This is a genomic window from Mesorhizobium sp. Root102, from assembly GCF_001425625.1.
Lineage (GTDB): Bacteria > Pseudomonadota > Alphaproteobacteria > Rhizobiales > Rhizobiaceae > Mesorhizobium.
Map to the genome: position 1 here is coordinate 213,000 of NZ_LMCP01000046.1, position 25,901 is coordinate 238,900.

At 63.8% G+C, this 25,901-nt stretch carries 26 protein-coding genes and 2 pseudogenes; 14 read left to right on the forward strand and 14 right to left on the reverse strand.

Going from position 1 to position 25,901, the window contains the following annotated elements; translation table 11 throughout:
- Positions 1 to 4: 4 nt before the first annotated feature.
- From ASD12_RS33765 to ASD12_RS29335, 5 genes are all read left to right on the forward strand, one after another.
- Positions 5 to 220 carry a hypothetical protein gene (locus ASD12_RS33765; protein WP_082525742.1) on the forward strand — a complete coding sequence of 72 codons (216 nt, stop codon included), beginning with the start codon at positions 5 to 7 and terminating at the stop codon, positions 218 to 220.
- Positions 217 to 2,310: a potassium-transporting ATPase subunit KdpB gene (gene kdpB, locus ASD12_RS29320; RefSeq protein WP_056595079.1), complete on the forward strand. Its 2,094-nt coding sequence runs from the start codon at positions 217 to 219 to the stop codon at positions 2,308 to 2,310. The genes ASD12_RS33765 and kdpB overlap by 4 nt, the downstream gene beginning before the upstream one ends.
- 73 nt (positions 2,311 to 2,383) lie before the next feature.
- The gene (kdpC, locus tag ASD12_RS29325) at positions 2,384 to 2,947 is read left to right on the forward strand and encodes a potassium-transporting ATPase subunit KdpC (protein ID WP_056595249.1); all 564 of its coding nucleotides are present in this window, start codon (positions 2,384 to 2,386) and stop codon (positions 2,945 to 2,947) included.
- A 57-nt stretch (positions 2,948 to 3,004) separates the two neighbouring features.
- Positions 3,005 to 5,737 (forward strand): sensor histidine kinase KdpD, encoded by a 2,733-nt coding sequence (locus tag ASD12_RS29330; RefSeq protein WP_056595082.1) that lies wholly within the window; start codon positions 3,005 to 3,007, stop codon positions 5,735 to 5,737.
- Positions 5,734 to 6,426 (forward strand): response regulator transcription factor, encoded by a 693-nt coding sequence (locus ASD12_RS29335; protein WP_056595084.1) that lies wholly within the window; start codon positions 5,734 to 5,736, stop codon positions 6,424 to 6,426. The genes ASD12_RS29330 and ASD12_RS29335 overlap by 4 nt, the downstream gene beginning before the upstream one ends.
- 12 nt (positions 6,427 to 6,438) lie before the next feature.
- On the opposite strand, the gene ASD12_RS29340 is transcribed toward ASD12_RS29335, so the two are convergent.
- From ASD12_RS29340 to ASD12_RS29370, 7 genes and pseudogenes are all read right to left on the reverse strand, one after another.
- On the reverse strand, positions 6,439 to 7,875 hold the full coding sequence (locus tag ASD12_RS29340) for an MFS transporter (protein WP_056595086.1): 1,437 nt from the start codon (positions 7,873 to 7,875) through the stop codon (positions 6,439 to 6,441).
- 223 nt (positions 7,876 to 8,098) lie between these two features.
- On the reverse strand, positions 8,099 to 8,581 hold the full coding sequence (locus ASD12_RS29345) for a DUF992 domain-containing protein (RefSeq protein ID WP_056595089.1): 483 nt from the start codon (positions 8,579 to 8,581) through the stop codon (positions 8,099 to 8,101).
- 92 nt (positions 8,582 to 8,673) lie between these two features.
- Complete coding sequence (locus ASD12_RS29350; protein ID WP_056595091.1) at positions 8,674 to 9,150, reverse strand: DUF992 domain-containing protein; 477 nt, start codon at positions 9,148 to 9,150, stop codon at positions 8,674 to 8,676.
- A 203-nt stretch (positions 9,151 to 9,353) separates the two neighbouring features.
- Positions 9,354 to 10,196, reverse strand: a complete 843-nt coding sequence (locus ASD12_RS29355; protein ID WP_056595092.1) for a tetratricopeptide repeat protein — start codon at positions 10,194 to 10,196, stop codon at positions 9,354 to 9,356.
- 141 nt (positions 10,197 to 10,337) lie between these two features.
- Positions 10,338 to 10,616, reverse strand: coding sequence for a 30S ribosomal protein S21 (gene rpsU, locus ASD12_RS29360; protein ID WP_023671138.1), 279 nt, complete (start codon positions 10,614 to 10,616; stop codon positions 10,338 to 10,340).
- A gap of 178 nt (positions 10,617 to 10,794) precedes the next feature.
- Entirely contained in the window at positions 10,795 to 11,181 is a 387-nt protein-coding gene (locus ASD12_RS29365) for an SET domain-containing protein-lysine N-methyltransferase (protein WP_056595250.1), read from the reverse strand.
- A gap of 128 nt (positions 11,182 to 11,309) precedes the next feature.
- Positions 11,310 to 12,065: pseudogene (locus ASD12_RS29370) on the reverse strand (SDR family oxidoreductase).
- Between the two features lie 257 nt (positions 12,066 to 12,322).
- Between ASD12_RS29370 and ASD12_RS29375 the strand changes: the two are divergent.
- From ASD12_RS29375 to ASD12_RS29410, 8 genes and pseudogenes are all read left to right on the forward strand, one after another.
- Complete coding sequence (locus tag ASD12_RS29375; protein WP_056595252.1) at positions 12,323 to 13,576, forward strand: sarcosine oxidase subunit beta; 1,254 nt, start codon at positions 12,323 to 12,325, stop codon at positions 13,574 to 13,576.
- Positions 13,576 to 13,995: a hypothetical protein gene (locus ASD12_RS29380; RefSeq protein ID WP_056595095.1), complete on the forward strand. Its 420-nt coding sequence runs from the start codon at positions 13,576 to 13,578 to the stop codon at positions 13,993 to 13,995. The genes ASD12_RS29375 and ASD12_RS29380 overlap by 1 nt, the downstream gene beginning before the upstream one ends.
- Positions 13,996 to 14,007: 12 nt before the next feature.
- The gene (locus ASD12_RS29385) at positions 14,008 to 14,304 is read left to right on the forward strand and encodes a sarcosine oxidase subunit delta (RefSeq protein WP_056595097.1); all 297 of its coding nucleotides are present in this window, start codon (positions 14,008 to 14,010) and stop codon (positions 14,302 to 14,304) included.
- Positions 14,301 to 17,294 (forward strand): sarcosine oxidase subunit alpha, encoded by a 2,994-nt coding sequence (locus ASD12_RS29390; RefSeq protein WP_056595099.1) that lies wholly within the window; start codon positions 14,301 to 14,303, stop codon positions 17,292 to 17,294. Before ASD12_RS29385 ends, ASD12_RS29390 begins: the two co-directional genes overlap by 4 nt.
- Positions 17,287 to 17,871, forward strand: a complete 585-nt coding sequence (locus tag ASD12_RS29395) for a sarcosine oxidase subunit gamma (protein ID WP_056595101.1) — start codon at positions 17,287 to 17,289, stop codon at positions 17,869 to 17,871. The genes ASD12_RS29390 and ASD12_RS29395 overlap by 8 nt, the downstream gene beginning before the upstream one ends.
- 59 nt (positions 17,872 to 17,930) lie before the next feature.
- On the forward strand, positions 17,931 to 18,161 hold the full coding sequence (locus ASD12_RS29400; RefSeq protein ID WP_056595104.1) for a hypothetical protein: 231 nt from the start codon (positions 17,931 to 17,933) through the stop codon (positions 18,159 to 18,161).
- Between the two features lie 76 nt (positions 18,162 to 18,237).
- Complete coding sequence (locus tag ASD12_RS29405; RefSeq protein ID WP_056595106.1) at positions 18,238 to 19,023, forward strand: ThuA domain-containing protein; 786 nt, start codon at positions 18,238 to 18,240, stop codon at positions 19,021 to 19,023.
- Positions 19,024 to 19,089: 66 nt separating this feature from the next.
- Positions 19,090 to 20,134, forward strand: a pseudogene (locus ASD12_RS29410) (Gfo/Idh/MocA family oxidoreductase).
- A 41-nt stretch (positions 20,135 to 20,175) separates the two neighbouring features.
- Here the strand turns inward: ASD12_RS29410 and ASD12_RS29415 are convergent.
- From ASD12_RS29415 to ASD12_RS29440, 7 genes are all read right to left on the reverse strand, one after another.
- On the reverse strand, positions 20,176 to 20,424 hold the full coding sequence (locus ASD12_RS29415) for a DUF680 domain-containing protein (protein WP_056595108.1): 249 nt from the start codon (positions 20,422 to 20,424) through the stop codon (positions 20,176 to 20,178).
- A gap of 184 nt (positions 20,425 to 20,608) precedes the next feature.
- A complete protein-coding gene (locus ASD12_RS29420; protein WP_056595110.1) occupies positions 20,609 to 21,253 on the reverse strand; it encodes a TetR/AcrR family transcriptional regulator in 645 nt (214 codons plus the stop codon).
- Between the two features lie 92 nt (positions 21,254 to 21,345).
- Positions 21,346 to 21,540 carry an SDR family oxidoreductase gene (locus ASD12_RS35660; RefSeq protein WP_244483014.1) on the reverse strand — a complete coding sequence of 65 codons (195 nt, stop codon included), beginning with the start codon at positions 21,538 to 21,540 and terminating at the stop codon, positions 21,346 to 21,348.
- A complete protein-coding gene (locus tag ASD12_RS29425; protein ID WP_244483015.1) occupies positions 21,480 to 22,121 on the reverse strand; it encodes an SDR family NAD(P)-dependent oxidoreductase in 642 nt (213 codons plus the stop codon). Before ASD12_RS29425 ends, ASD12_RS35660 begins: the two co-directional genes overlap by 61 nt.
- Positions 22,121 to 23,155, reverse strand: coding sequence for a phosphotransferase (locus ASD12_RS29430; protein ID WP_056595112.1), 1,035 nt, complete (start codon positions 23,153 to 23,155; stop codon positions 22,121 to 22,123). Before ASD12_RS29430 ends, ASD12_RS29425 begins: the two co-directional genes overlap by 1 nt.
- Complete coding sequence (locus ASD12_RS29435) at positions 23,152 to 23,637, reverse strand: MaoC family dehydratase (protein ID WP_274533713.1); 486 nt, start codon at positions 23,635 to 23,637, stop codon at positions 23,152 to 23,154. Before ASD12_RS29435 ends, ASD12_RS29430 begins: the two co-directional genes overlap by 4 nt.
- A gap of 39 nt (positions 23,638 to 23,676) precedes the next feature.
- Positions 23,677 to 24,492: an SDR family oxidoreductase gene (locus ASD12_RS29440; RefSeq protein WP_056595114.1), complete on the reverse strand. Its 816-nt coding sequence runs from the start codon at positions 24,490 to 24,492 to the stop codon at positions 23,677 to 23,679.
- A gap of 115 nt (positions 24,493 to 24,607) precedes the next feature.
- Between ASD12_RS29440 and ASD12_RS29445 the strand changes: the two genes are divergently transcribed.
- A complete protein-coding gene (locus ASD12_RS29445) occupies positions 24,608 to 25,849 on the forward strand; it encodes an acyl-CoA dehydrogenase family protein (protein WP_056595116.1) in 1,242 nt (413 codons plus the stop codon).
- Positions 25,850 to 25,901: the final 52 nt, after the last annotated feature.

Below are 25,901 nucleotides of genomic sequence, written 5' to 3' on the forward strand. Positions count from 1 at the left end.
CGCCATGTCCTGGTTCAACACCATGCGTCGCAAGACTAGCCACAATGGCGATCACGGAAAGGAGGAGAGACCTCCTCCTTTCCCAACCCTGTCGACGTTCCTCGGTCTTGCGGCAGTCATGCTCGTCCTCTGGTTGCTGGCCTACGGGCCGCCACACTTCTTTTTGGCATCCGATCGCTCGGTGCCATCCAACAGCACCGAAGCCGGAGCTTCAAAATGAGCCATTCAAAATCAGCGAGCATCATGGATGCTAGCATCTTGTGGCCCGCCATCGGCGGGGCCTTCAGGAAGCTGAACCCGCGCACCCTGATCAGGAACCCGGTCATGTTCGTCGTCGCCGTTGTCTCGGCGCTGACGACTGTCCTGTTCGTCAAGGATCTGATCACCGGCGGCGGCGATTTCAAATTCACGCTGCAGATCATCATCTGGCTGTGGTTCACCGTGCTGTTCGCCAACTTCGCCGAAGCCGTCGCTGAAGGGCGCGGCAAGGCGCAGGCCGACTCGCTGCGCAAGGCACGCACCGAGACCCAAGCCAAGCTTCTGACTGGTGAAGACCGCACCAAGTTCAAGTTCGTGCCCGGCACCAGCCTGAAGGTCGGTGACGTCGTCCTTGTCGAAGCCGGAGATATCATCCCGTCGGACGGCGAAGTGATCGAAGGCGTTGCCTCGGTCAACGAAGCGGCTATCACAGGCGAATCCGCGCCGGTCATCCGCGAATCCGGCGGCGACCGTTCGGCGGTCACCGGCGGCACCCAGGTGCTGTCCGACTGGATCCGCGTGCGCATCACGGCGGCTTCCGGCCACACCTTCCTCGACCGCATGATTTCGCTGGTCGAAGGCGCGGAGCGCCAGAAGACGCCGAACGAGATCGCGCTCAACATCCTGCTGGTCGGCATGACGCTGATCTTCGTGCTGGCCACCGCAACGATCCCGAGCTTTGCCTCCTATTCGGGTGGCTATATCTCGGTGACCGTGCTGGTCGCCCTGTTCGTGACCCTGATCCCGACGACGATCGGTGCGCTGCTGTCGGCCATCGGCATCGCCGGCATGGACCGGCTGGTGCGCTTCAATGTGCTGGCGATGTCGGGTCGCGCCGTGGAAGCCGCAGGCGACGTCGACACACTGCTGCTCGACAAGACCGGCACGATCACGCTCGGCAATCGCCAGGCGACCGAGTTTCGCCCGGTCAATGGTGTCACCGAGCAGGAACTGGCCGACGCCGCCCAGCTTGCCTCGCTGGCCGACGAAACGCCGGAAGGCCGCTCGATCGTCGTGCTGGCCAAGGAGAAATACGCCATCCGCGCCCGCGACATGGCAACGCTGCACGCGACTTTCGTTCCCTTCACCGCGCAGACCCGCATGAGCGGCGTCGACATCGACGGCTCGTCGGTGCGCAAGGGCGCCGTCGATTCCGTGCTTGCCCTTGTCAACCAGTCAACAACCGCCTCTCATGGCACGCGCCCAAGCAGCGAAGCCGTCCGCGACCTCCAGACCATCGCCGACGAGATCGGCAAGTCCGGCGGCACGCCGCTGGCGGTCGAACGCGACGGCCGTCTGCTCGGCGTCATCCACCTCAAGGACATCGTCAAGGGCGGTATCAGCGAACGCTTCACCGAACTGCGCCGCATGGGCATCCGCACGGTGATGATCACCGGCGACAATCCGATGACGGCGGCGGCGATCGCGGCGGAAGCCGGTGTCGATGACTTCCTCGCCCAAGCGACGCCCGAGGACAAGCTGAAGCTGATCCGCGACGAACAGGCCAAGGGCAAGCTGGTCGCCATGTGCGGCGACGGCACCAACGATGCACCGGCCCTTGCCCAGGCCGACGTCGGCGTCGCCATGAACACCGGCACGGTCGCTGCGCGCGAGGCCGGCAACATGATCGATCTCGACAGCGATCCGACCAAGCTCATCGAGATCGTCGAGATCGGCAAGGCGCTGCTGATGACGCGCGGCTCCCTGACGACCTTCTCGATCGCCAACGACGTGGCCAAGTATTTCGCCATCATTCCGGCGATGTTCGCCGTCTTCTACGTCGCTCCGGGACAAACGACCGGCCCGTTGCAGGCGCTCAACATCATGCATCTGGCAACGCCGCAGAGCGCCATCCTGTCGGCTATAATCTTCAACGCGCTGATCATCATCGCGCTGATCCCTCTGTCACTGAAAGGCGTCAAATACCGTGCCATCGGCGCCGGCGCGCTGCTCCGCCGCAACCTGCTCGTCTATGGCCTCGGCGGCATCATCGTGCCTTTCGTCGGCATCAAGGCGATCGACATGATCGTCACTGCCCTCGGCCTCGCTTAACTTTTTGTTTTAACGCAATTCCGGACGGAAAACCACTCCACACATTTCCTGGAATTGCTCTGAGGATATGTCCATGCTTACCCAGATAAGACCCGCGATCATCATGATCGTCTTCTTCACGGTGCTGACCGGCCTGATCTATCCGATCGGCATGACCGGCATCGCCCAGGCGCTGTTCCCGCGTCAGGCCAATGGCAGCCTGATCGAGAAGGATGGCAAGGTCATCGGCTCCGAACTGATCGGCCAGGGCTTTGCCAGCGACCGTTATTTCCACGGCCGCCCCTCGGCAGCCGGCGACGGCTACAACGCCGCCGCCTCGAGCGGCAGCAACCTCGGCCCGACCAATCCCAAGCTGATCGACCGCATCAAGGGCGACGCGGAAAAGTTGAAAGCGGAAAACCCGAACCAGCCTGTTCCGATGGACTTGGTGACGACGTCCGGCAGCGGCCTTGATCCCGATATCAGCCCGGAAGCGGCCTATTTCCAGGTCGCCCGGGTGGCCAAGGCCAGGGGTATCGACGAAGCCAAGGTCAAGGCGCTTGTCGACAGCCAGGTCGAGGGCAGGGAGCTCGGCTTCATGGGCGAGCCGGTGGTCAATGTGCTCGGTCTCAACCTTGCGCTGGACGCCGCGAAATAGTGAATGGTGGGGTCCGGGGATCGACAGTATCCCCGGCGCCATCCATGATCGATCCCGATGCCGGACGACAGAAGCAACGAGACCAGACCCTCTCCCGACGCACTGCTTGATCATGCCGGGCGGGAGGCGCGAGGCCGTCTGCGGATATTCCTGGGTGCCGCCCCTGGCGTCGGCAAGACCTACGAGATGCTGATGTCGGGCCGCGCCAGGCTGGCCGACGGCGTGGATGTGGTGATCGGCGTCGTCGAGACGCATGGCCGCAAGGAAACGCTGGCCCTGGTCGAGGGGTACGAGGTCATTCCCCGCCGCAAGGTCGACTACAAGGGGCGCATCCTCGACGAGATGGATATCGATGCCATCCTTGCCCGGCGCCCGGCGCTGGTTCTCGTCGACGAACTCGCCCACACCAACGCGCCAGGCAGCCGACACCCCAAGCGCTATCTCGACGTCCAGGAAATCCTGACGCAAGGCATCGACGTCTATACGACGCTCAACATCCAGCATGTCGAAAGCCTTAACGACGTCGTCGCCCAGATCACCAAGGTCAGGGTCCGCGAGACCGTTCCCGATTCCATCATCGACCAGGCCGACGATGTCGAGATCATCGATCTCACCCCCGACGACCTGATCAAGCGGCTCGAGGAAGGCAAGGTCTATTTCCCCAACACCGCCCAGCGCGCGATCGAGAACTATTTCTCGCCGGGCAATCTGACGGCGCTCAGGGAGCTGGCGCTGCGCCGCACCGCGCAGCGCGTCGACGACCAGTTGCTGATCCATATGCAGGCGCACGCCATTCCCGGACCGTGGGCAGCCGGGGAAAGGGTTCTCGTCTGCCTCGACGCGCGCCCGGGAGGAGCGGCCCGCGTGCGCTATGCACGCAGGCTGGCTGACCGGCTGCGTGCTCCGTGGACGGCGCTGCACGTCGATAGCACCCGCTCGGCCAGCATGCCCGAGGAGGACAAGGACCGGCTGGCGACGAACCTGCGCCTTGCCCAACAGCTTGGTGCCGAGGTGACGACCATTCCGGGTCAGAATGTGGCTCAGGACATCGTGCGTTATGCGACGGCGAACAATTTTACCCATATCGTGGTCGGCAGGCCGAGCCGGTCGCGTTGGCGCGAATTGATCGAAGGCTCGCTCACCTATGATCTCATCCGCAATGCCGGCGACATCAGCGTCCATGTCATTTCGGGAACCGAACGCAACAGCGAAGCGGCGTCGAGGAGTGTCAGGACGGCGGACGAGCAGTGGCAGTTCCAAATCTGGCCTTATCTCCAGGCCACGGCCTATCTCATGGGCTCTCTCGCCTTCGCCGTCCTTCTCGATCAGTTTCTCGACGTTCGCAATCTCGCGATCATCTTTCTCATCGCGGTGCTGGCATCGGCGGTGACCAGCGGGCTCTGGCCGGCTCTGTATGCCTGTTTCGTCAGTGCCCTTGCATTCAACTATTTCTTCCTGGAGCCGCGCTACACGCTCACCATCCGGGATCCGGAGAGCATTGTCGCGCTTGGCGTGTTCCTCGTCGTCGCGGTGATTGCCAGCAATCTGACGGCGCGTGTGCAGCGCCAGGCAGTCGCCGCCCGCTCACGGGCGCGGGCCACGGAGGACATCTACCTTTTTTCAAAGAAGCTCGCCGGCGCCGGCACGCTCGACGACGTCCTTTGGGCCACCGCTTTCCAGATCGCTTCGATGCTGAAGGTGCGTGTGGTGCTGCTTTTACCGGAAGACGGAACGATCACCGTCAAGGCCGGCTATCCGCCCGACGATACGTTGGCTGAAGCCGACATCGCCGCCGCCCGCTGGGCCTGGGAGCACAACCGCGCCGCAGGGCGCGGCGCCGACACGCTTCCCGGCGCCAAGCGCCTCTATCTGCCCTTGAGGACAGGGCGCACGGCAATCGGCGTCGTCGGTCTCGACAATGACAAGCAGGGACCGTTGCTGACGCCCGAGCAGCAGCGCCTGCTCGATGCGCTAGCCGACCAGGCAGCGGTCGCCATCGAGCGTATTCAGCTGGTCGCCGACGTCGACCGCGCCAAGCTCGCGGCCGAGGCGGACCGGCTGCGCTCGGCGCTGCTCACCTCCATCTCGCATGATTTGAAGACGCCACTCGCCGCCATCATGGGCGCCGCCGGCACGCTGCGGGAATTCGCACCGGCACTTCCCGAACGGGACCGGGCAGAGCTGCTGACGACCGTACTCGACGAATCCGAGCGATTGAACCGCTTCATCGCCAATCTGCTCGACATGACCAAGATCGAGTCCGGCGCAATGGAGCCGAACTACGCCTTCCACTATGTCGGCGACATCGTCGGCTCTGCCCTGCAGAGAGCCAGGAAAATCATTGCCGAGCATAAGACCGAGACAGACATCCCCTCGGATTTGCCTATGTTGAAGGTCGACCCCGTTCTGTTTGAGCAGGCGCTGTTCAATCTCCTCGACAATGCGGCGAAATACGCGCCGGCCGGTTCGACGATCCGCGTGCAGGGTTGGACCGACAACGGCTCGGTCATCCTGCAGATCATGGATGAAGGGCCGGGCATCGCCCCTGACGATCTGGAACGGATTTTCGACACTTTCTACCGGGTGCGCAAGCGCGATCAGGTCCGTGCCGGCACCGGGCTTGGGCTGTCGATCTGCCGCGGCTTCATCGAGGCGATGGGTGGCACGATCACGGCGGCAAACCGGACCGACCGTTCGGGCGCGGTCTTCACCATCAAGATGCCCAAGCCGGCAAACCCGCCTAAACTCGCCTCGAATACGGACGACGACGATGTGGGTCACTTGGCATGACAAACTCGAACGTCAGGATACTCGTTGTCGATGACGAGCCGCCGATCCGCAAGCTGCTTCGCGTCGGGCTCGGCAGCCAGGGCTACGCGATCAGCGAGGCGCCGAACGCCAGGGTGGCGATCGAACTGATGGAGGCGGAGAAGCCGGATCTCGTCCTGCTCGACCTTGGCCTGCCCGGCATGAGCGGCCATGAGCTGCTGCGCAAATGGCGCGACGACGGCCTCGACATTCCGGTGGTCATTCTGTCCAGCCGCACCGATGAGGCCGGCATCGTCCAGGCTCTGGAACTCGGCGCCGACGATTATGTCACCAAACCATTCGGCATGAACGAACTGGTCGCGCGCATCCGCGTGGCGCTGCGGCACAAATTCCAGCAACAGGGCGAGAAGCCCATTTTCCAGACCGGCGACCTGTCCGTCGATCTGGTCAAACGCATCGTCAAGGTCGAGGGCAAGGACGTAAAGCTCTCGCCGAAGGAGTACGATATCCTGCGCATTCTCGTGCAGCACGCCGGCAAGGTGCTGACGCACCATTTCCTTCTGAAGCAGGTCTGGGGCGATTCGACCGATGTGCAGTATCTCAGGGTCTATGTCCGGCAGCTCAGGCAGAAGATCGAGAAGAGCCCCGACCAGCCGCGTTACATTACCACCGAGACCGGCGTAGGCTATCGCCTGCGCGAGGTCGAGTGAGCGGGCCAGGTTTTAGCCGATAGCTTCCCGCGGCTGGCCAAGGGGCATGGATACTCGCAAGGCCGCCAGGCAGCCGACGATGCCGAGCGGCACGAAGGCAAGAAACAACCAGGACGCCACATTCGCCGCCGCGCTGTGGTTCAAACCTTGCGAAAAGCCGCTGGCATTGGCGACGATGCCGGCAAGGGCGGCACCCACGGCATAGCCGATGCGCTGCATGGTTGGCACCGCCGCCGAGGCGATGGTCTGCTCGCCCTCCGGGGCGGAGGCGACGATGACGCGCGTCAGGAACGGCCAGGCGATGCCGAAGCCGCCGCCTTGCAACAAGGCGCAGATCAGGATCAGCGGGATGGAGCCTAGGGGTATCGTGTAGGCAAAGCCGGCGATGCCGGCCGCGATCATCATCGCGCCGCCAACGATGATCAGCCGCTCGCGCTGCGGCGGCGCGTTGGCGACGAGGATCGACAGGATCGACCAGGCGATCGATTCGGCGGCGATGATGTAGCCGGTGGTCAGCAGCGGAACGTCGTGCAGGCTGGTCAGCAGCAGCGGCCCGTAGACGCCGAAGGAACAGGTCGCCACCGAAAAGGCGGCAACCATGGTCATGCCGGCGCCGACCGGCGTGCGCCATGAGAACAGCCGCGCCGGGAACAGTCGCGAGCGCGGCTTCAGCGCGTCGATGTAAAAGAACAACACCAGGCCGATGAGGCCGAGGACCATCAGCAGTGAGGAACGCAGCAAGGCGATGTCGACGCCGGCCGAGGCGATCAGCACCACGGCGACGGCAAGGCAGCCAAGGGCCGCGAGTGGGAAGGGCGGCGCCTTGCCCGTGCTCGTCCTGGGTTTCGTCGCCTCCGGCGTGTCGAGCACGATGAAGCTTGCCAGCGCCATGGCAGCGCCACCGAAAGTGAAGATGCCAAAGGCCCAGCGCCATGACAACAGCTCGGTCATGAGCGCGCCGAGCAATGGTCCGCTGAATGCGGCGACGCCCCAGATCGCCGACATGATGCCGAAGAGCTGCGGCCAGATGGCGCGCGAGAACAGCCGCTCGACAGAGACGAAGGCCAGCGACACCAGCGCCCCGCCGCCAAGCCCCTCGATCAGGCGGCCGGCAAGGAACAATTGCATCGAAGGGGAGGTGGCGCAGATCAGTGCTCCGGCTGCGTAAAGCAGCGCGGCGACCACCATGTTGGTGCGTAGGGGAACATAGCTCACCAGCCGTCCAGCGGCTGCGCCGGCAACGATGGCGCCAAGTTCATAGATCGCCAGCGACCAGCCGACGAGTTGGACGCCGGCCAGTTCGCCGACCATGGCCGGCATCACCGTCGCGACCATCGTTTCGTTGGTGGCATGCAGCAGGATGCCGAGGCTGATGAAGCAGAAACGCGCCAGGTCGCCGCTTGCCCACAATGCGCGCCAGTCGACCCTGTTTGTGCTGATTTCGGTCATTTCCACCCCTGCCTTGCATATCTCGACACCAGCGCAGGGCGCCAGAAGCCAGTACGGGTTTCCGGCAGGACCATGCGAATCGACAGCGCCGGATAGCGCGCCGCATCGAGGCGTTGTTGCGTTCGGGGCAGGCTTGTAAAACCTCAACCGCGATTGAGCTCAAGCGGTTTCTTGAGGATCGTTCGCGCGGCCGTCTTTTCGATCGGCGGCCTTTGTTGCACCATCAGTTCTCGGTACTGCGCAACTGGAACTGGCTGACGCCGATCGCGAGGTTCATGCCGGTCTGCGTCTGCAGGCTGAGTGGCTGCAAGGTGAAGGCCTGCGAAGAGCCGCCGACCAGCAGATTGGCGCCGGCGCCGACGGCCGCCGTCACCTCCGCGCTGGCGCCGATATAGTCTCCGGCCAGCGCACCCGGTGCATAGATGTTCTTCAGCGGCGTCAGCACGATCCATTGCATGACCGTCTGCTTCGTCGTGCCGATGTCGAGGCCGTATTTGTTGACCGCGCCGAAATAGGCTTCCGGCGCGAAGCTCTTGTCGGCAGGGTTGAAGGTGCAGCTCAAATCCTTGCTCGAGCCGAAAATGAAGCCGGTGCCGCCGCCGATGGCGCAATCGAGCGTGCCGAGCTCTATGCCCTGGTCCTGCGCTTGCGCCGTGCCGGCAAGCACAGTGGCGATCACGGCAGCGGCAATGGCTGTCTTAGGCATGGCGGTCCCCCTCAAAATCAAACGGCGCGGAACCATCCTATCTGGTTCCGCGCCGCAGGGTGAGGGGTCATGGAGCGCATGGCTCCATGCAATCACTTGAACGAGTGGATCAGCTGGAGCGAGGTCACAGCCACGGCAAGGTTGACGCCGGTTTGCGCCTGGACGCTGAGCGGTTCTAGCATGAAGGCGCTGTCCAGGCCACCAACCAGCAGATTGGCGCCGCCGCCGGTCACGACGCTGGCCTCGGCGTTGACGCCGTAATAGCTGCCGGCGAGATCGCCCCCGTCACGATCGCGGGTCGCGGCCAGCACGGCCCAGACCAGCTGGCCCTGATGCGTTTGGCCGACATCGAGGCCGATCTTGGAGATGACGCCCGTGTAGCTTTCCGACGGTCCGTGATGGTGGGGGCGGAAGGTGCAGGACACGCCCTTGTTGGAGGCGACGATGTAGGCGGTGCCGCCGTCGATGGTGCAGTCGAGCGTGCCGAGCTGCAGCTTGCCCGCGCTGGCCGGGGCAACGGCGAAGACCGTCGTGGCGAGGGCGGCGGCGCAAGCGAGTTTCTTGATCATGGGAGGGTCCTTTCGCAAATCACTTCTTAACAACGGATTGGGTGGGCAGACCGTTCCGCTGAAAACTTGGCACGATCAAGGCAGGAGCCAACAGCTTGCTGCCGGGGTTAATGCGCGGTTGCCGGATTGACGAGGTGAATCGCACCGCGCGGCCTTTCGGACGCTGAGGCGCCTGATGCGCACGTAACCCGCTGAAGTCGATGTCAGCTGACGCGGGCGAGGCCGTCCTTGGCCGGCTGGTAGGTCGGGTCGAGGCGAACGGCTTCCTTATAGGATTTCGCTGCCTTGGCCTTGTCGCCGCGCCGCTCGTAGATCAGCGCCTGATTGGCCCAGGCCTCGGCATTCCTGCCGTCGAGCTTGATCGCCATGTTGAAGTCGGAGAAGGCATTGTCTTCGTCGTTGGTCGCCAGATAGGAGAGACCGCGGCCGTTGTAAGGTTCGGCGGCGTCCGGCGCCAGCGAGATGGCCGTCGAAAAGTCCTCGATGGCGAATTTGTGCTGGCCCTGGCTCTGATAGATCAGGCCACGATTGTGGTAGGCGCGCGCGTCGGTCGTGTCGAGCTGGATCGCCTTCTGGAAGTCGTTGAAGGCGTCCTGCGTGCGACCCGCCTTGCGGTAGAGATTGCCACGGCCGATGTAGGCGGCGTCATAATTGCCGTTGATCTGGATCGAACGGTTGTAGTCCTCAAGTGCGGCGGTCTGATTGCCGAGGAAGCGCTGGATGAGTGCGCGGTTCGAATAGGCCTGGAAGAAATTCGGGTTGAGCTGGATCGCCTGGTTGAAATCCTTGAGCGCCGCCTGGTATTGGCCGCCACGGCCATAGGCCGAGCCGCGCACGTTGTAGCCTTCGGGATCCTGGGGATTGCGCTGGATGACCGCCGACAGCGAGGAGATGTTCTCGCTCGACCCTTGCGCCTTGTCGATGTTGTTGAATTCACCGGTCGGGCCGGCCGTTTGGCAACCGGCAAGCGCCAGTCCGGAGAGCAGAGCCGCTGTCAGGGCGAAACCACGCAATGCGGTCCCGCGCTCCACGCTTGTTGCGTTCATGTCTGCCCTGTCCTCACTTCAAGCCGCGTCGCTCAGGTCCGGTTCCCCCCTCCGGGCCGGGTCACAATCAAAACAAAAAGGTGGCGGCGATTCCGCATCGCGCCACCTCTGATATCCTTCGAAAAGGACGAAAAATTGGCGTTAGAACCGCGGCGGACGCGGAGCGCCACCAGGACCACCGGCGGCGCCGGCAGCAACCGGGCGCGGCGTCATCGGCAGTAGGCCTTCGCGCTGGGCGCGCTTGCGGGCCAGCTTGCGGGCGCGGCGGACGGCTTCAGCCTTCTCACGGGCGCGCTTCTCGGACGGCTTCTCGTAGTGACCGCGCATCTTCATTTCGCGGAAAATGCCTTCGCGCTGCATCTTCTTCTTGAGAGCGCGAAGCGCCTGATCAACGTTATTGTCGCGGACGAGTACCTGCACGGGCAATCCTGTCTTTCGGGTTTGATATCAACAGGCAAGCGGCCATAGCCACTAGCCTCCGCGGCGGTTTACACCACGAATTGGGGCGGCTGATAGCAGAATCATGCCGCGCTGTCCACAGCCGAAATGAACTTGGAGGGCCAACCGTAGCAGGTTTGCCCCAAGATCAAGGAGCCGACTACGCCGTGGCAAGGTGAAGCCGCTCGAAATCCTCGAAGAACTCGCCGTAGTCGCAGGTGATCTCCTCGCCCTCGGCGATGTCGCGGGTCGCGGTGGCCCCGCCATACTGCGAAAAATCCGTGTTCGGGTTGCCGGCATGGTTCATGAAGCGCCCATTGTCGACTTCATAGACCATGAAACCCGGCCGGTCCGGGCTCGGATAGGCATAGCGGTCGAGCAGTTCCCTGAGATGCGAGGGCGCTGCCTCGTATTTGTCCATCGGGATCAGCCGGTCGAAATCGGGATCGAGCCGCCAGATCGAAGCACCTTTCCTGATCGGCTCAGCGGCGAACACGCCAACGCCCTCGATCGCGCTCGCAGCCACATAGGTTCTGATCAGCATCATGTTTGCAGGACCGGTTTTGACAAGATGACCCGTTTCGACAGCAAACGGCATCGCCAAATCGCGGCGAAAAAGCAAGACCGGCCGTCTGCCTGCCGGCTATGAACATGCCCGTTCGCCGTGAAAATCCATCACGTCCGGTTGATCGACACGCCGCCATCGGCCAGCAGTGCCGTTCCTGTGGTGAAGCTCGAGGCGTCGGAAGCGAGGTAGAGCGCCGAACGGGCGATCTCCTCGGGCGCAGCGACACGCTTCAATGCATGCAGACCTTCGACGAAGGCCCGCGTCCCGGAGTCTTGAAGGTTGCTGCCGGCGTGTCGGTGCCGCCGGGCAGCAGCGCGTTGACCCGTACGCCTTTCGGGTCGTATTCGGCGGCAAGCACCTGCGTCAACCCGATCAGGCCTGCCTTGCTTGCGGCATAGCTGGTCATGCCGGGCATGCCGATGGTGTGGCCGACGAAGGTGGAGGTGAAGATCAGCGAACCGCCGCCGCGCTCGATCATCGCCGGCACCTGGTATTTCGCGCCGACAAACGCGCTGGTGAGATTGGTGTCGAGCGTCTCGCGCCAGCCTTCCAGCGACAGTTCCGAAATCGTCCCATCTGGCCGACGGCGCCGGCATTGTTGAAGGCGACGTCGAGTCCACCGAACCCTTCGACCGCCAGATCGACAAGGGCCTTTGCATAGGCTTCTCCCTGACATCGCCGGCAAGGGCGACCGCCGTGCCATCGGCGTCCGCGATTTCGGCGACAAGCGCATCGAGCTCGGTCTGCCGGCGGGCGGCGACGACGACCTTGGCGCCTTCCCCGGCAAAGAGTTTGGCGGTGGCGCGGTCGATGCCGGAGCTGGCGCCGGTGACGATGGCGACCTTGTTGGCGAGTGCGAACATTTTCTGCATCCTTGGTATTTGCGCTGGCTTCACCGGCAGTTGGGGTGCTTGGTCGCGGATCGAGGCAAGACGAGCCACCCGATACCCGCCAAGATGCTGGAAAGCACCGAGGCGCCGGATGCGTCTTTTTCGTCGCGGCGCAAAACGGCAAGCGCCGTCGCAAACAGCGCAAGGGTGGAAGCCCGGTTTCGCTAGTGATACACCTCGCGCGCCGGGACCGAATGAATGCCCGGCCGCTATTCGCGAGGCTCGAGACGTTGAAGAAATATTCGGTATTCGCCATCGCCCGCGAGGCCATGCGCGGCCATAAGGGCTGGGAGGAACAATGGTCCTCGCCGGAGCCCAGGAAAGAATACGACGTCATCATCGTCGGCGCCGGCGGCCATGGCCTGGCCACCGCATACTATCTCGCCACGGTGCACGGCATCACCAATGTCGCGGTGCTGGAAAAGGGCTGGCTTGGCGGTGGCAACACCGGCCGCAACACCACCATCATCCGCTCCAACTACCTCTATGACGAGAGTGCCGGCATCTACGACCACGCGCTGAAGCTGTGGGATGGGCTGAGCCAGGAGCTCAACTACAACGTCATGTATTCGGCGCGCGGCGTCATGATGCTCGCCCACAATGTGCACGACGTGCAGGTGCTGAAGCGCCACGTCCACGCCAACCGGCTGAACGGCATCGACAATGAATGGCTGTCGCCGGAGCAGGCAAAGGAATTCTGCCCGCCGCTCAACACATCCAAAGACGCGCGCTATCCGGTCGTCGGTGCGGCGTTGCAGCGTCGCGGCGGCACGGCGCGCCACGATGCGGTCGCCTGGGGCTATGCGCGCGGCGCCTCGGCGCGCGGCGTCCACATCGTCCAGAATTGCGAGGTCACCGGCGTCAAGCGGGCCGCCAATGGTGCCGTCATGGGCGTCGACACGACGCGCGGCTTCATCGGTGCGAAGAAGGTCGGTGTTGTTGCCGCCGGCCATTCCTCAGTCATCATGAACATGGCCGGCGTGCGGATGCCGCTGGAGAGCTATCCGCTGCAGGCGCTGGTGTCGGAGCCGGTCAAGCCGGTGGTTCCCTGCGTGGTGATGTCGAACACGGTGCACGCCTATATCTCGCAGTCCGACAAGGGCGAGTTGGTGATCGGCGCCGGCACCGACCAGTATGTTTCCTATTCGCAGACCGGCGGCCTGCACATATTGCAGCATACGCTTGACGCCATCTGCGAGATGTTTCCGATCTTCACGCGCATGAAGATGCTGCGCTCGTGGGGCGGCATCGTTGATGTCACGCCCGACCGCTCGCCGATCCTGGCCAAGACGCCGGTGCCCGGCCTCTATGTCAATTGCGGCTGGGGCACGGGCGGTTTCAAGGCGACTCCGGGCTCGGGCCATGTCTTTGCCCACACGATCGCCAAAGACGATCCGCATCCGATCAACGCGCCTTTCACCATCGAGCGCTTCCGCACCGGCCGGCTCATCGACGAGGCGGCGGCGGCGGCGGTGGCGCACTGATGATGGCGCAGATGGCTGTCGCGATGCCGCTGATGCTGGCGGGGGAACAGTTGTTCCATTTTCCGTCGGCGGACGAAGTGCGCACGCAGCCGATCAGCCGCGCGGGCAACGAGGCGGGCTGGCCGTTTTCGGTCGACGAGGGCACGCTGGCTTGCGTGTGGAGCGGCGGTCAGAGGGTGGTAATGTTCTTCGAGGGACGACCCGAAGGGCTCGACGAAGACGAGACATTCCAGCCGCGTCAAGTCATCGTCACGACCGATCCGATGCAGCTCACCCTCGGCAACATGGCGTCCCGCGATCTGTTTCGTCCCGCCGCAAGCGTGGAAGAGCGCATCCGGCTCGTCGCGCCGTTCGCGACGCTGGGACAGAAGCTTTGCGACCAACCTGCCGGCGCCCGCGTCGGCCACGGCGAATTGTAGGAACGAACCAAAATGCTTCTCATCCGCTGCCCCTATTGCGAGGAAGAGCGCCCGGAGCTCGAGTTCCGCAACGCCGGCGAGGCGCATATCGCGCGCTCGGTCAACATCGCTGGCGAGACCGACGACGATTTCGAGAAGTTCTTCTTCATCCGCTCGAATCCCAAGGGCATCATTTATGAGCGCTGGCGGCACATGCATGGTTGCGCGCGCTTCTTCAACGCCGTGCGCGACACCGTCACCGACAAGTTCGTCATGACCTACAAGGCCGGCGAGCCGAAGCCGTCGAAGCTCCCGGGAGTTGCCAAATGAGCGGCGCGTTCCGCATTCCCGGCGCTGGCCGCTTCAAGCAGGCAAAGACCGCCCGGTTTAGCTTCGATGGCCAGTCCTATGCCGGTATCGAGGGCGACACACTGGCCTCGGCGCTGCTTGCCAATGGCGTCCATCTCGTCGGCCGCTCGTTCAAATACCACCGTCCGCGCGGCATCCTGTCGGCGGGCGCCGAGGAGCCGAACGCGCTGGTCGAGATCAAGCGCGACGCGGCGCGCAAGACGCCGAACGTGCGGGCCACTGTGCAGGAACTCTATGACGGGCTTGACGCGCAGTCGCAGAACCGCTGGCCGTCGCTGTCCTTCGACGTCGGTGCGGTCAACGACATCGCCTCGCCGCTGTTTTCGGCCGGCTTCTACTACAAGACCTTCATGTGGCCGAAAGCGGCGTGGAAGAGCCTTTATGAGCCGAAGATCCGCGCCGCGGCCGGCCTTGGCGTTTCCCCTGACCAGCCGGATCCCGATCATTATTCATCGCGCTATGCGCATTGTGACGTGCTGGTGCTGGGTGGCGGTGCGGCGGGCATCGCGGCAGCATTGGCGGCGGCGGAAACGGGCATGCGCGTCATCCTCGCCGACGAGCAGGCCGAGTTCGGCGGCAGCCTGCGTTTCGAGACCGGTGCGAAGATCGACGGCCAGGACGGTTTTGCCTGGGCTCAAGGTACGATTGCGAAGCTGAGCGCGATGGACAATGTCCGCGTGCTCTCGCGCACGACGGCGTTCGGCTACTACGCGCAGAATTTCGTCGGGCTGGTCGAGCGTGTCAGCGATCATTTGAAGACCCCCGGCCACGATCTGGCGCGCGAGCGGCTTTGGCAGATCAGGGCCAAGCGCGTGGTGCTGGCTTCCGGCGCCATCGAGAGGCACATGGTGTTCGCCGACAACGACCGGCCGGGCATCATGCTGGCGGGTGCGGCGCGCACCTATCTCAACCACTATGGCGTCGCGGTCGGCAAAAATGTCGGCGTCTACACCGCCAATGATTCCGCTTACGCGGCGGCGATCGACCTCAAGAAGGCCGGCGTCAATGTGGCGGCGATCATCGATTTGCGCGACAATCCGACGGGCCCGGTGATCGACGAGGCGAGGGCGCTTGGCATTGAGGTCAATTTCGGCCGCGCGGTGATCCGCGCCGGCGGCAAATTGCGCGTTTCCTCGATGACGGTACAGCCGAAGAATGGCGGCGGCGAACGCACCATCCCGGTCGATGCGATCCTGATGTCGGCCGGCTGGACGCCGTCGGTGCATCTGTTCTCGCAGTCGCGCGGCAAGGTCGCCTTCAACGACGAGACCAAGCGCTTCGTGCCGGGCACTTATGCGCAAGACTGCGTCTCGGTCGGCGCCTGCAACGGCACCGACGGGCTGTCTGCGACGGTGGACGAGGCCTATGCCGCGGGCGCCAAGGCGGCCAAGGATGCGGGTGCCAAAATCGCCAAGGGCACAAAGCCGAAGGTCGATGCGTCGGAGAGTTGGTCGCGCGGCATGCTGGGTGCGGCTCCCGGCGCCGGGCCGGACACGACGGTGAAAGCTTTCGTCGACTTCCAGAACGACGTCACCGCCAAGGACATCCGCCAGGCGGTGCACGAGGGCATGCGCTCGATCGAGCACGTCAAGCGCTTCACCACCAACGGCATGGCGACCGACCAGGGCAAGACCTCCAACATGCACGGCCTGGCAATTGCCGCCGAGACGCTGGGCAAACCGATCCCGGAAGTTGGCCTGACCACGTTCCGGGCGCCCTATACGCCGGTGACCTTCGGCGCGATCGTCAGCCATGCGCGCGGTCCGCTGTTCGACCCGACACGCAGCACCGCGATCCATCCCTGGGCCGAGGCGCAAGGGGCTGTTTTCGAGGATGTCGGCCAGTGGAAGCGCGCCTGGTATTTCCCAAAGGCTGGCGAGGATATGCATGCCGCGGTAGACCGCGAATGCGTCGCGGTGCGCAAGACGGCGGGTCTGTTCGATGCCTCGACGCTGGGCAAGATCGAGGTGGTCGGGCCGGACGCGGCAAAATTCATGGAGCTGCTCTACACCAATCCGTGGGAGAAGCTGGAGCCCGGCCGCTGCCGCTACGGCATCATGCTGCGCGAAGATGGTTTCATCTATGATGACGGCGTCGTCGGCAGGCTGGCGCCGGACCGTTTCCATGTGACGACGACGACCGGGGGCGCGCCGCGCGTCATGAACCATATGGAGGATTATCTTCAGACCGAGTTCCCGCATCTCAATGTCTGGCTGACCTCGATCACCGAGCAGTGGGCGGTCATTGCAGTGCAGGGGCCGAAGTCGCGCGACATCATCGCGCCGCTGGTCGAAGGCATCGACATGTCCGACGAGGCGCTGCCGCATATGTCGGTGCGCGAAGGCAGGATCTGCGGCGTGCCGACGCGGCTGTTCCGCATGTCGTTCACCGGCGAGCGCGGCTTCGAGGTCAATGTGCCGGTCGACTATGGCCAGGCCGTCTGGGAAGCGCTGTGGGCTGAAGGGCAGAAGCACGGTGCGGCCGCCTACGGCACCGAGGCCATGCACGTGCTGCGCGCCGAAAAGGGCTACATCATCGTCGGCCAGGACACGGACGGCACGGTGACGCCGAACGATGCTGGGCTCGACTGGGCGGTCGGCAAGAAGAAACCCGATTTCGTAGGCATCCGTGGCATGGCCCGGCCGGATCTGGTCGCCAAGGGCCGCAAGCAACTGGTCGGCCTCAAGACCAGGGACCCCAAGGTGGTGCTGGAAGAAGGCGCGCAGATCGTCGAGGACCCGAAGCAGGCGATCCCGATGAAGATGATCGGCCATGTCACCTCGAGCTACTGGTCGGAAAATTGCGGCCGCTCGATCGCTCTGGCGCTGGTCGCCGGCGGCCGCGACCGCATGGGCGACACGCTCTACGTGCCGATGCCGAATGGAGTGATCGAGGTGGAGGTTACCGGCATGGTGTTCTTCGACGAAAGGGGAGGGCGCCTCAATGGCTAAGGCCGCTGCAAGCAAGACGGCTCCGGCTGCATCGCCTTCGGTCGAGCGCCGTCCGGCGCTGGCTGGACGCAGCACCGCCGCGACCGGCGTGAAGGTCGAGGTATTGCCGTCGGCCGAGCGCATTTCATTACGTGCGCCGGAGGCTTCGGTCGCGGCGCTTTCGAAGGCGCTCGGCGTGACGTTGCCAAAAAAGCCGAAGACATCCGCCTCGAAGGGCAAACGTACCGCTTTGTGGCTCGGCCCCGACGAATGGCTTGTTATCGACGAGGCCGGTAATGATCCGCTCGCCGATTGTGCCGGGGTTGCCGCGTTGCATTCGGCGGTCGGCATCTCGCATCGCAACATCGCGATTGCCGTGACGGGCGCGGGCGCAGCGGCGACGATCAATGCGGGCTGCCCGCAGGACCTGTCGCTCGACGCCTTTCCGGTGGGAGCAGCGTCGCGCACCATCCTGGGCAAGGCGGAGATCGTGGTGTTGCGCACGGCAGTGGACGCCTTCCGGGTTGAATGCTGGCGTTCCTTCTCGGACTATGTTTTTACTTTCCTGTCCGAGGGATCGCGGGACGCGGCGGTCTGAACTCGGAACGTTCTGCAGGGCACGCTCGTTCTGCATCCGCACGCCGAGGGAGAATGCCGATGCCGTCGAATTCCGCGCCCAAGTCGCCGGTCAAAAAGACATCGGCCGTCCGTTCGCTCGAACATGAGCGGCACGGAGCGCCGAGCGCCGAAGAGGAACTCGAGGAGGGGCTGGAAGATACGTTCCCGGCCAGCGATCCGATATCCATCACCGGCACGTCCATTTCCGGCGCGCCCGCGAAACCGGGCAAGGCCAAGACCGTGCCGGGGCGCAAGAAGCGCAAGACGTAGTTTCCATCGGGCCAGACGGCATCGGACCTTCTCAATCCCATTGGACATGCTATTTAAAGCGCTTTGGGAGATGAAAATGCCGACAAAAGCGATCGTTTGGGGCGAGAATGTCCACGAGCAGACCAATGCCGCCGTGCGCGACCTCTATCCTTTGGGCATGCATGGCACCATTGCCGCTGCGCTCAACCAGGACAAGGGCATCGAGGCGACCACCGCCACCTTGCAGGAGCCTGAGCACGGCTTGAGCGAGAAGCGCCTGGCGGCCACCGACGTGCTTTTGTGGTGGGGCCACGCGGCACATGGCGAGGTCAAGGACGAGATCGTCGAACGGGTGCAGAAGCGGGTGTGGGAAGGCATGGGCCTGATCGTGCTCCATTCCGGCCACTATTCGAAGATTTTCAAGCGGCTGATGGGCACGCCTTGTTCGCTGAAATGGCGCGAGGCGGGGGAGCGCGAGCGCGTCTGGGCGATCAACCGCGGCCACCCGATCGCGCAAGGCATCGGCGAGTGCCTGGAGATCGGCGAGACCGAAATGTATGGCGAGCCCTTCGCCGTGCCGGAGCCGCTCGAGACGGTGTTCGTCTCCTGGTACGAGGGCGGTGAGGTGTTCCGGTCAGGGCTAACCTATCAGCGCGGGGCCGGCAGGATCTTCTACTTCTCACCCGGCCACGAGACCTATCCGATCTATCACAATGAGGACGTGCAGCAGGTGCTGCGCAACGCCGTGCACTGGGCGCACAACCCGGCACCGGCCTGGTCCGGTATCACCAACGCGCCGAATGTGCCGACGGATGCAGCCAGGGAGAAGATCGTCCAGAAGGGGCTGCGCCTGCATGCTGATGGCGATAAGGGCCTGAGTTAAATCGGGGCCCGAGTTGATCGGAACTTGAGTCGATTTGGGGGCTAAGTTGATTGGGGGCTTGAGTTGATGCATCGCATTCTTCTGCTCGGCACCGGCGGTATCGCCGGGCATCATGTCGAGGAGTTTGCCAAGATTCCAGAATGCAGCATCGTCGCCTGTGTCGATTAGGTGCCCGGCCGTGCGGCGGCGTTCGCCGCCGCCAGCAAGATCGGCGGTTTCTTCGAGAGCCTGGAAGCGGCGATCGCCTGGGATGAGTTCGATGCCGCCATCAACGCGACGCCGGATGGTGCGCATATGACAACGCTGGCGCTGCTTGCCCAGGGAAAGCATGTGTTTTGCGAAAAGCCGTTGGCGCCGAACCACGCCGACGCGCTTGCCATGACGCAAGCGGCCGAGGCAGCCGGGGTGGTCAACATGGTCAACCTGACCTATCGCAACTCACCGGCGATCCACGAGGCACGGCGCATGGTTCAGGCCGACGAGATCGGCGAACTGCGCCACGTCGAGGCGAGCTACCGGCAGAGCTGGCTGGTCAGCAAATCATGGGGCGACTGGCGGGTCGAGGACAAATGGTTATGGCGCTTGTCGAGCCGGCATGGCTCGACCGGCGTGCTTGGCGATGTCGGCATTCATATCCTGGACTTCGCCACCTATGGCGCCGATCAGGATATCGTCAACCTGCATGCCGACCTGGTGACGTTTCCGAAGGCCGAAGGCGATCGCATCGGCGACTATGTGCTGGATGCCAATGACAGCGTTGCAATGACGGCGCGGCTCAATTCCGGCGGCTCGCCACGATCGTGGCGAGCCGCTACATGATCGGCCACGCCAACGAACTGTCGCTGGCCCTGCACGGCACCAAGGCGCCATCAAGGTCGAGACCGACGGCAAGGTATCGAACCTGTCCGCCTGCCTTGGTGGGGATGTCGATCTTCAGCGCTGGCAGACGCTGCCGCTGCCCAGTGTCAAGCGCAATGCCCGGTGCTTTGCCGATGCGTTGGATTCAGGCCGGAACGGCGATCCCTCGTTCCGGCGCGCCGCCGACACGCAGAAGCTGATCGACGCCGCCTTTGAGAGTTCAGCGGCGAAGCTGCCGATCTCGGTCGGCTAAAACTGGCCGGCTTGTGCCGGCCTGACGTGATTCTGCAGATATCAGAACGAGCTTGGCACCATCCACGGGTCGATGCTGATGCCGAGGCGCGGCCCCTTGCCTTGAGCGGTGTTTTCCGTGGCGCCCTTCTTCTCAACCGAACCGGTCGACGCGCAATCGAGCTTCACGTTGGTCTTGGTGTCGACGCAGGCCGCGACCGTCGCATGCTTGACCGGGTGCGTGGTGTTGGCTGCGAAGGCCGAGCCCGAAAGCGCCAGCACTGCGGCGGCGGTGAGAAGGGTCTTTTTCATTGTCAGTCTCCGTTTTCGACGGGTGAATTTCTCTCGTACATGTACGATACGCCGTACAGATACGTCCGTCGAGCGCTAAGTTCAAGTCAAAGCCGTACGCGTACGGTAAATTCTTTGTTAACCAAGAAATTCGCCCCGCTTTGGCTGGGGTAGAGAGAAAACATGGAAACGAAGGGACCGGCGTTCAGCAGTTGACCGGGGTCTCGGTCAGCGGCGGCACGTTTTGCGTGCTGAGCGTGGCAAGCGTGAAATCGCACATCCGCTTCACGAAGGCCTGCGGATCGCCGAAGGGGTAGAACGGAAAGGTGATGAGCAGCGAGATCGTGCCGTGGCCGACCGCCCAAAGCATGGTGGCGATGGCGCGCGGATCGCCTTGCAACTTGCCGGCGGCGACGCAGGCCTCGACCCGGCTGATCAGCGCTTTCATAGCCGGGTTGCCCTCCTCCATGTCCTCGTAGCTTCTGCCTTCCGGCAGCGTGGTCTTTTCAGTCATGAAGACAGTCCGGTATTCGTTGGGATTGCCAAGCCCGAACGCGGCATATTCCGTCATCACTGCCTGCAAGGCCTCGATCGGATCGTCGGACGAATGCTCCTCGATGCGTCGGGCAAGCGTCTCGAACGCATCCTCGGCGAGCGCGAACAGGATGTCCTGCTTGTCGGCGAAGTAGGAATAGACCGACATCGGGGCATAGCCGACCCGCTTGGCCAGTTTGCGGATGGTCAGGCCCTCATAGCCTTCTTCCTGGACGAGCTTATGGGCGGCCGCGACCAGCTCGGAGCGCTGTTCTGCCTTTTGTTTCTCGCGGCGTGTCTGGACGCTCGGCGGCAAGATCTCATGCCTTCGTTGGGTTGGTGCGCGGCTAAATTATATACGCCGTACGAAAACGGACAAGGGCGCGGGAAGTTCCCAAACGGCAGGTGTCAGATCGCGCCGACGCCGCCGTCGACGGCCAGCGCATGGCCGGTCATGAAGGAATTGGCGGGGTCGGCGGCAAACAGGATCGCGGTGGCGATTTCGTCGACTTCGGCCACCCGCTTCATCGGCACGCCGCGCGTCAACTCGGCCAAGGCCTCCTCTTCCGGCACGCCGGAAACGCGCACGAAGCCGTCCACCATCGCCGTCCTTGTGTGGGCGGGGCAGATCGCGTTGATCCGCACACCCTTGGTGTGTATTCGGCCGCCGCCGATTTTGTCAGCCCGACGACGCCATGCTTGGCGGCCGCATAGACCGAAAGTTTTGGCGCACCGACCAGCCCGGCGACCGAGGCGATGTTGACGATGGCGCCGCCCTTGCCGTTCGCCTTGAACTGCCGTTCCATCTGCGGGATCTGGTGCTTCATGGCATAGAACAGGCCGAGCAGATCGACCTCCGGGACGCGGCGGGCCTCGCCCGACTCGACCTGCGGCAGACGCACGAAGCTCTGGACGATGCCGGCATTGTTGACGGCGATATCCAGCCGGCCGAATTTCTCGACCGCCAGCCTGACCAGATCCTCGGACAGGCTTTCGTCCGCTATGTTGCCGGCGAGGATCGCCGTTTCGACCGGCATCGTGCCTGCAAGATCGACGAGTGCCTTTTCGTCGATGTCCGACAGCACCAGCTTTGCGCCTTCGGCGGCAAAGCCTTTCGCCGCACCCCAGCCAAGTCCGCCGGCAGCACCCGTGATCAGCACCGTTGCGCCGTCAAAGCGGCCCATCACGCCTCCTTGTCGATCAGTTTCGCGGCAAGACGCGAAAGCAGCTTTACCGCTTCGCCATAGGTCCTGGCTTTTTCCGGATTGGAGGCGTTTCCGTCCAGCGCCCGCTTGAAGACGCCCTGGCAGATTGCAGCCAGCCGGAAGAAGGAAAAGGCGAGGAAGAACGTCCAGTTGCCGATACCGGTGAGTCCGCGCCGCCGGCAGTAGCTGGCGACGTAGTCCTCCTCGGAAGGCAGGCCGAGTGCGGAACGGTCGACACCGCCCAGGCCGCGAAAACCCGACACGTGCGGCAACCGCCATTGCATGCACTGATAGGCGATATCGGCGAAGGGGTGGCCAAGCGTCGACAGTTCCCAGTCGAGCACCGCCAGAACCTTTGGCCGGTCCGGCGCGAAGATCAGATTGTCCAGCCGGTAGTCGCCATGCACCAGCGAGACGCGGCCGTCATCTGCGGGCATATGTGTTTCCAGCCAGGCGATCAGCCGGTCCATGTCGGCGACGGTGCCGGTCTCCGAGGCGCGGTACTGGCTGGTCCAGCGCGCCAGCTGGCGCTCGAAATAATTGCCCGGCCGGCCGAAATCGCCTAGCCCCACGGCCTCGACATCGACCTCGTGCAGCGCCGCTAGGGTTTCGTTCATGGCATCGTAGATGGCGGCGCGTTCTTCGTTGCCGTCTGCCTCCGGCAGCGCCGGATCCCAGAAGATGCGGCCGTCGAGGAAATCCATCACGTAGAACATGCGGCCGATCGGCGAGGCTTCGTCGGAAAGATGCAGCATCTGCGGCACAGGTACGGAGGTGCCGGCAAGTGCGCCCATCACTTTGAATTCGCGGTCGACCTGATGCGCCGATTTCAACAACTGCCCCGGCGGTTTGGCGCGCAGCACGTAACGGCCGCTTGCCGCCGTCATGAGATAGGTCGGGTTCGATTGGCCGGATTGGAATTTTTCGATTGCAGCAAGCCCGGAAAAGCCCGGTATGTTCGCCTCGAGGTAAGGCGCAAGCGCTCCCTGGTCGAGAACGTTCGGATCGCTCATGCCGTCTCGGGCAGGCGCTCGATCAAGGTCAGCGTCAGCCAGCGCGCGGTCAGCGCCGGTTTCTTCGAACCCTCGATCTCGATCGTCACGTCATGCGCCGTCTGCACCCAACCCGACGGCCGGACCTTGACGTCGGCCAGCACGAAACGGGTGCGGATGCGCGCGCCGGTCTTCACCGGCGCCAGGAAGCGCAGCGAATCGAAGCCGTGATTGACGCCCATCTTGCTGTTTTCCAGCGGCGGCATGGTCTCGAAGGTCATGGCGGACAACAGCGACAACGACAGGAAGCCGTGCGCGATGGTGCCGCCGAACGGCGTCTCGCGCATGGCCCGCTCCGGGTCGCAGTGGATGAACTGGTGGTCGTCGGTGGCGTCGGCGAACTGGTCGATCATGCGTTGCGTGACCACCCGCCACGGCGACACGCCAACCTCCTTGCCAACATTGGCCAGAAGCACATCGAGACTGATCGGTTCCACGCTCATGTCCTCCAGTTCACCTCCGGCTTCTGTGGCCGGAAAATGTCATTCCTTGAACAGCGTCAGCCCATGCTGCACCGACTGTCCGCCGTCGATTGGCAGGATGGCGCCGGTGACATAGCTGCCTGCACGGCTGCACAAATAGAGCGTTGCGCCGGCAATGTCATCCGGTGCCCCGATACGGCCGATCGGAACATGGCTGCCGACATGTCTGGCCTGTTCTTGCGTGCCGGTGGCAAACGCCGTCATGCGGCTCTGGAAGGGGCCGGGGGCGAAAGCGTTGACGGTGATGCGGCGGGCGGCGAACTCGAGCGCCAGTGTGCGCGTCAGATGATGAACCGCGGCCTTCGAGGCGGTGTAGGAATAGGCATCGTCGGCCAGCGGCTGCGTGCCCATCACCGAACCGAGGTTGATCACCCTGGCTGGATCGGCGTCGCTGGCGGCGGCGTCGAGCAGCGGCAGCAATTCGCGCGTCAGATGGAAGACCGCGGTGACATTGACGCCGAACACTTTCGCCCATGCCGAATACGGAAAGCTCTCCAGCGGCGCGCCCCAGGAAACGCCGGCATTGTTGACCAGAATATGCAGTTTCCCGGTCCGCGCTTTGACCTCGGCGACGAGTACGGCAATGCCGGCTTCGCTGGAGACATCGCCGGCAAAGCCTTCCGCCCGGCCCGGTGAACCTAGCTCGTTCAATTCAACAGCGACCTTGACACAATCTTCGCCCTTGCGCGACGCTATCATCACGTTGGCGCCGGCCTGCACCAGCGCGGTCGCCGCCATGCGGCCGATGCCGGTCGCGGCACCCGTCACCAGCGCGGTCTTGCCGGCCACCGAAAACAGCTCGTCGAGATAGCTCATCACAATCCTCCGTGCTCGGCATGCGGGCAAACAGTTCGCGTTGACAAGGCTATCTGAAGTACGGTCATCCTTGCCACTGACAAAATGCCTGGCGTGTATGAAGGGTTAGCGACCGATGACGGAGATGAATCTCGGCATGACCGAGCGGCTGAAGCCGATCCACGCGCGCGTCGCGGCCATGGTGCGCGACGAGATCATGCCGCTCGACAGGGAATTCCTGAGCGAGGTGGGCAAGGAAGGCGACCGCTGGGTCTACAGTGCGCGCCAGCGCGAAATCCTCGAAGGGCTGAAGAAGACCGCAAGGGAGCGCGGCCTGTGGAATTTCTGGCTGACCGGATCGGAACGCGGCTACGGCCTTTCCACCGTCGAATATGCCTATCTGGCCGAGGAGATGGGCAAGGCGCATCTCGGCGCCGAGACCTTCAACTGTTCGGCGCCCGACACCGGCAACATGGAGGTGCTGGAGCGGTACGGCTCGACCGACCACAAGAAGGCGTGGCTGGAGCCGCTGCTCGACGGCGAGATCCGCTCGGCCTATCTGATGACGGAGCCGGATGTCGCCTCGTCCGACGCCACCAACATTGCCATGCGTTGCGAGCGACAGGGCGACGACTATGTGCTCAACGGCGAGAAATGGTGGGCATCGGGTGCCGGCGATCCGCGCTGCGCCATCTATATCGTCATGGTCCGGACCGGCGGCGACAGCGAGCCGCAGCACCGCCGCCATTCGATGATCCTGGTGCCGTCAGCCACAAAGGGTGTGACCAAGGTCCGAGCCATGCAGGTCTATGGCGACGATGACGCGCCGCATGGCCATATGCATCTTCGCTTCGACAATGTGCGGGTACCGGCGTCGAACCTGATCCTCGGCGAGGGCAGGGGGTTCGAGATCGCGCAAGGGCGGCTTGGCCCCGGCCGCATCCATCACTGCATGCGCGCCATCGGCCAGGCCGAGATGGCGCTGGAGATGCTGTGCCAGCGTTCCGTGCGCCGCGAGGCCTTCGGTCAGCCCCTGGCCAAGCTCGGCGCCAATTTCGACATCATCGCCGAATGCCGCATGGAGATCGAGATGGCCCGCCTGCTCTGCCTCAAGGCGGCGTGGATGATCGACCAGGGCGATGCGCGGGCCGCGGCCCCCTGGATCAGCCAGATCAAGGTGGTCGCACCCCGCGTTGCGCTCAAGGTCACCGACGAGGCGGTGCAAATGTTCGGCGCGCAAGGCATCAGCCAGGACACACCGCTGGCGCGGTCGTGGACGCATCTGCGGACATTGCGCCTCGCCGACGGTCCGGACGCCGTGCATCGCCGGCAGGTGGCGCGCACCGAGCTGAAAAAATACACGCAGGAAAAGGTCTGAGCGCTGGCATCCGCCCCTGGCGATGCCGACAGGTCCAAGCAAGGAGTGATCC

Excerpts from the sequence above, each read along its gene's own strand:
- ASD12_RS33765 (WP_082525742.1), top strand. The coding sequence starts at position 5 with ATGTCCTGGTTCAACACCATGCGTCGCAAGACTAGCCACAATGGCGAT.
- kdpB (WP_056595079.1), top strand. The coding sequence starts at position 217 with ATGAGCCATTCAAAATCAGCGAGCATCATGGATGCTAGCATCTTGTGG.
- kdpC (WP_056595249.1), top strand. The coding sequence starts at position 2,384 with ATGCTTACCCAGATAAGACCCGCGATCATCATGATCGTCTTCTTCACG.
- ASD12_RS29330 (WP_056595082.1), top strand. The coding sequence starts at position 3,005 with ATGCCGGACGACAGAAGCAACGAGACCAGACCCTCTCCCGACGCACTG.
- ASD12_RS29335 (WP_056595084.1), top strand. The coding sequence starts at position 5,734 with ATGACAAACTCGAACGTCAGGATACTCGTTGTCGATGACGAGCCGCCG.
- ASD12_RS29340 (WP_056595086.1), bottom strand. The coding sequence starts at position 7,875 with ATGACCGAAATCAGCACAAACAGGGTCGACTGGCGCGCATTGTGGGCA.
- ASD12_RS29345 (WP_056595089.1), bottom strand. The coding sequence starts at position 8,581 with ATGCCTAAGACAGCCATTGCCGCTGCCGTGATCGCCACTGTGCTTGCC.
- ASD12_RS29350 (WP_056595091.1), bottom strand. The coding sequence starts at position 9,150 with ATGATCAAGAAACTCGCTTGCGCCGCCGCCCTCGCCACGACGGTCTTC.
- ASD12_RS29355 (WP_056595092.1), bottom strand. The coding sequence starts at position 10,196 with ATGAACGCAACAAGCGTGGAGCGCGGGACCGCATTGCGTGGTTTCGCC.
- ASD12_RS29365 (WP_056595250.1), bottom strand. The coding sequence starts at position 11,181 with ATGATGCTGATCAGAACCTATGTGGCTGCGAGCGCGATCGAGGGCGTT.
- ASD12_RS29380 (WP_056595095.1), top strand. The coding sequence starts at position 13,576 with ATGATGGCGCAGATGGCTGTCGCGATGCCGCTGATGCTGGCGGGGGAA.
- ASD12_RS29385 (WP_056595097.1), top strand. The coding sequence starts at position 14,008 with ATGCTTCTCATCCGCTGCCCCTATTGCGAGGAAGAGCGCCCGGAGCTC.
- ASD12_RS29390 (WP_056595099.1), top strand. The coding sequence starts at position 14,301 with ATGAGCGGCGCGTTCCGCATTCCCGGCGCTGGCCGCTTCAAGCAGGCA.
- ASD12_RS29395 (WP_056595101.1), top strand. The coding sequence starts at position 17,287 with ATGGCTAAGGCCGCTGCAAGCAAGACGGCTCCGGCTGCATCGCCTTCG.
- ASD12_RS29400 (WP_056595104.1), top strand. The coding sequence starts at position 17,931 with ATGCCGTCGAATTCCGCGCCCAAGTCGCCGGTCAAAAAGACATCGGCC.
- ASD12_RS29405 (WP_056595106.1), top strand. The coding sequence starts at position 18,238 with ATGCCGACAAAAGCGATCGTTTGGGGCGAGAATGTCCACGAGCAGACC.
- ASD12_RS29415 (WP_056595108.1), bottom strand. The coding sequence starts at position 20,424 with ATGAAAAAGACCCTTCTCACCGCCGCCGCAGTGCTGGCGCTTTCGGGC.
- ASD12_RS35660 (WP_244483014.1), bottom strand. The coding sequence starts at position 21,540 with ATGGTGGACGGCTTCGTGCGCGTTTCCGGCGTGCCGGAAGAGGAGGCC.
- ASD12_RS29425 (WP_244483015.1), bottom strand. The coding sequence starts at position 22,121 with ATGGGCCGCTTTGACGGCGCAACGGTGCTGATCACGGGTGCTGCCGGC.
- ASD12_RS29430 (WP_056595112.1), bottom strand. The coding sequence starts at position 23,155 with ATGAGCGATCCGAACGTTCTCGACCAGGGAGCGCTTGCGCCTTACCTC.
- ASD12_RS29435 (WP_274533713.1), bottom strand. The coding sequence starts at position 23,637 with ATGAGCGTGGAACCGATCAGTCTCGATGTGCTTCTGGCCAATGTTGGC.
- ASD12_RS29440 (WP_056595114.1), bottom strand. The coding sequence starts at position 24,492 with ATGAGCTATCTCGACGAGCTGTTTTCGGTGGCCGGCAAGACCGCGCTG.
- ASD12_RS29445 (WP_056595116.1), top strand. The coding sequence starts at position 24,608 with ATGACGGAGATGAATCTCGGCATGACCGAGCGGCTGAAGCCGATCCAC.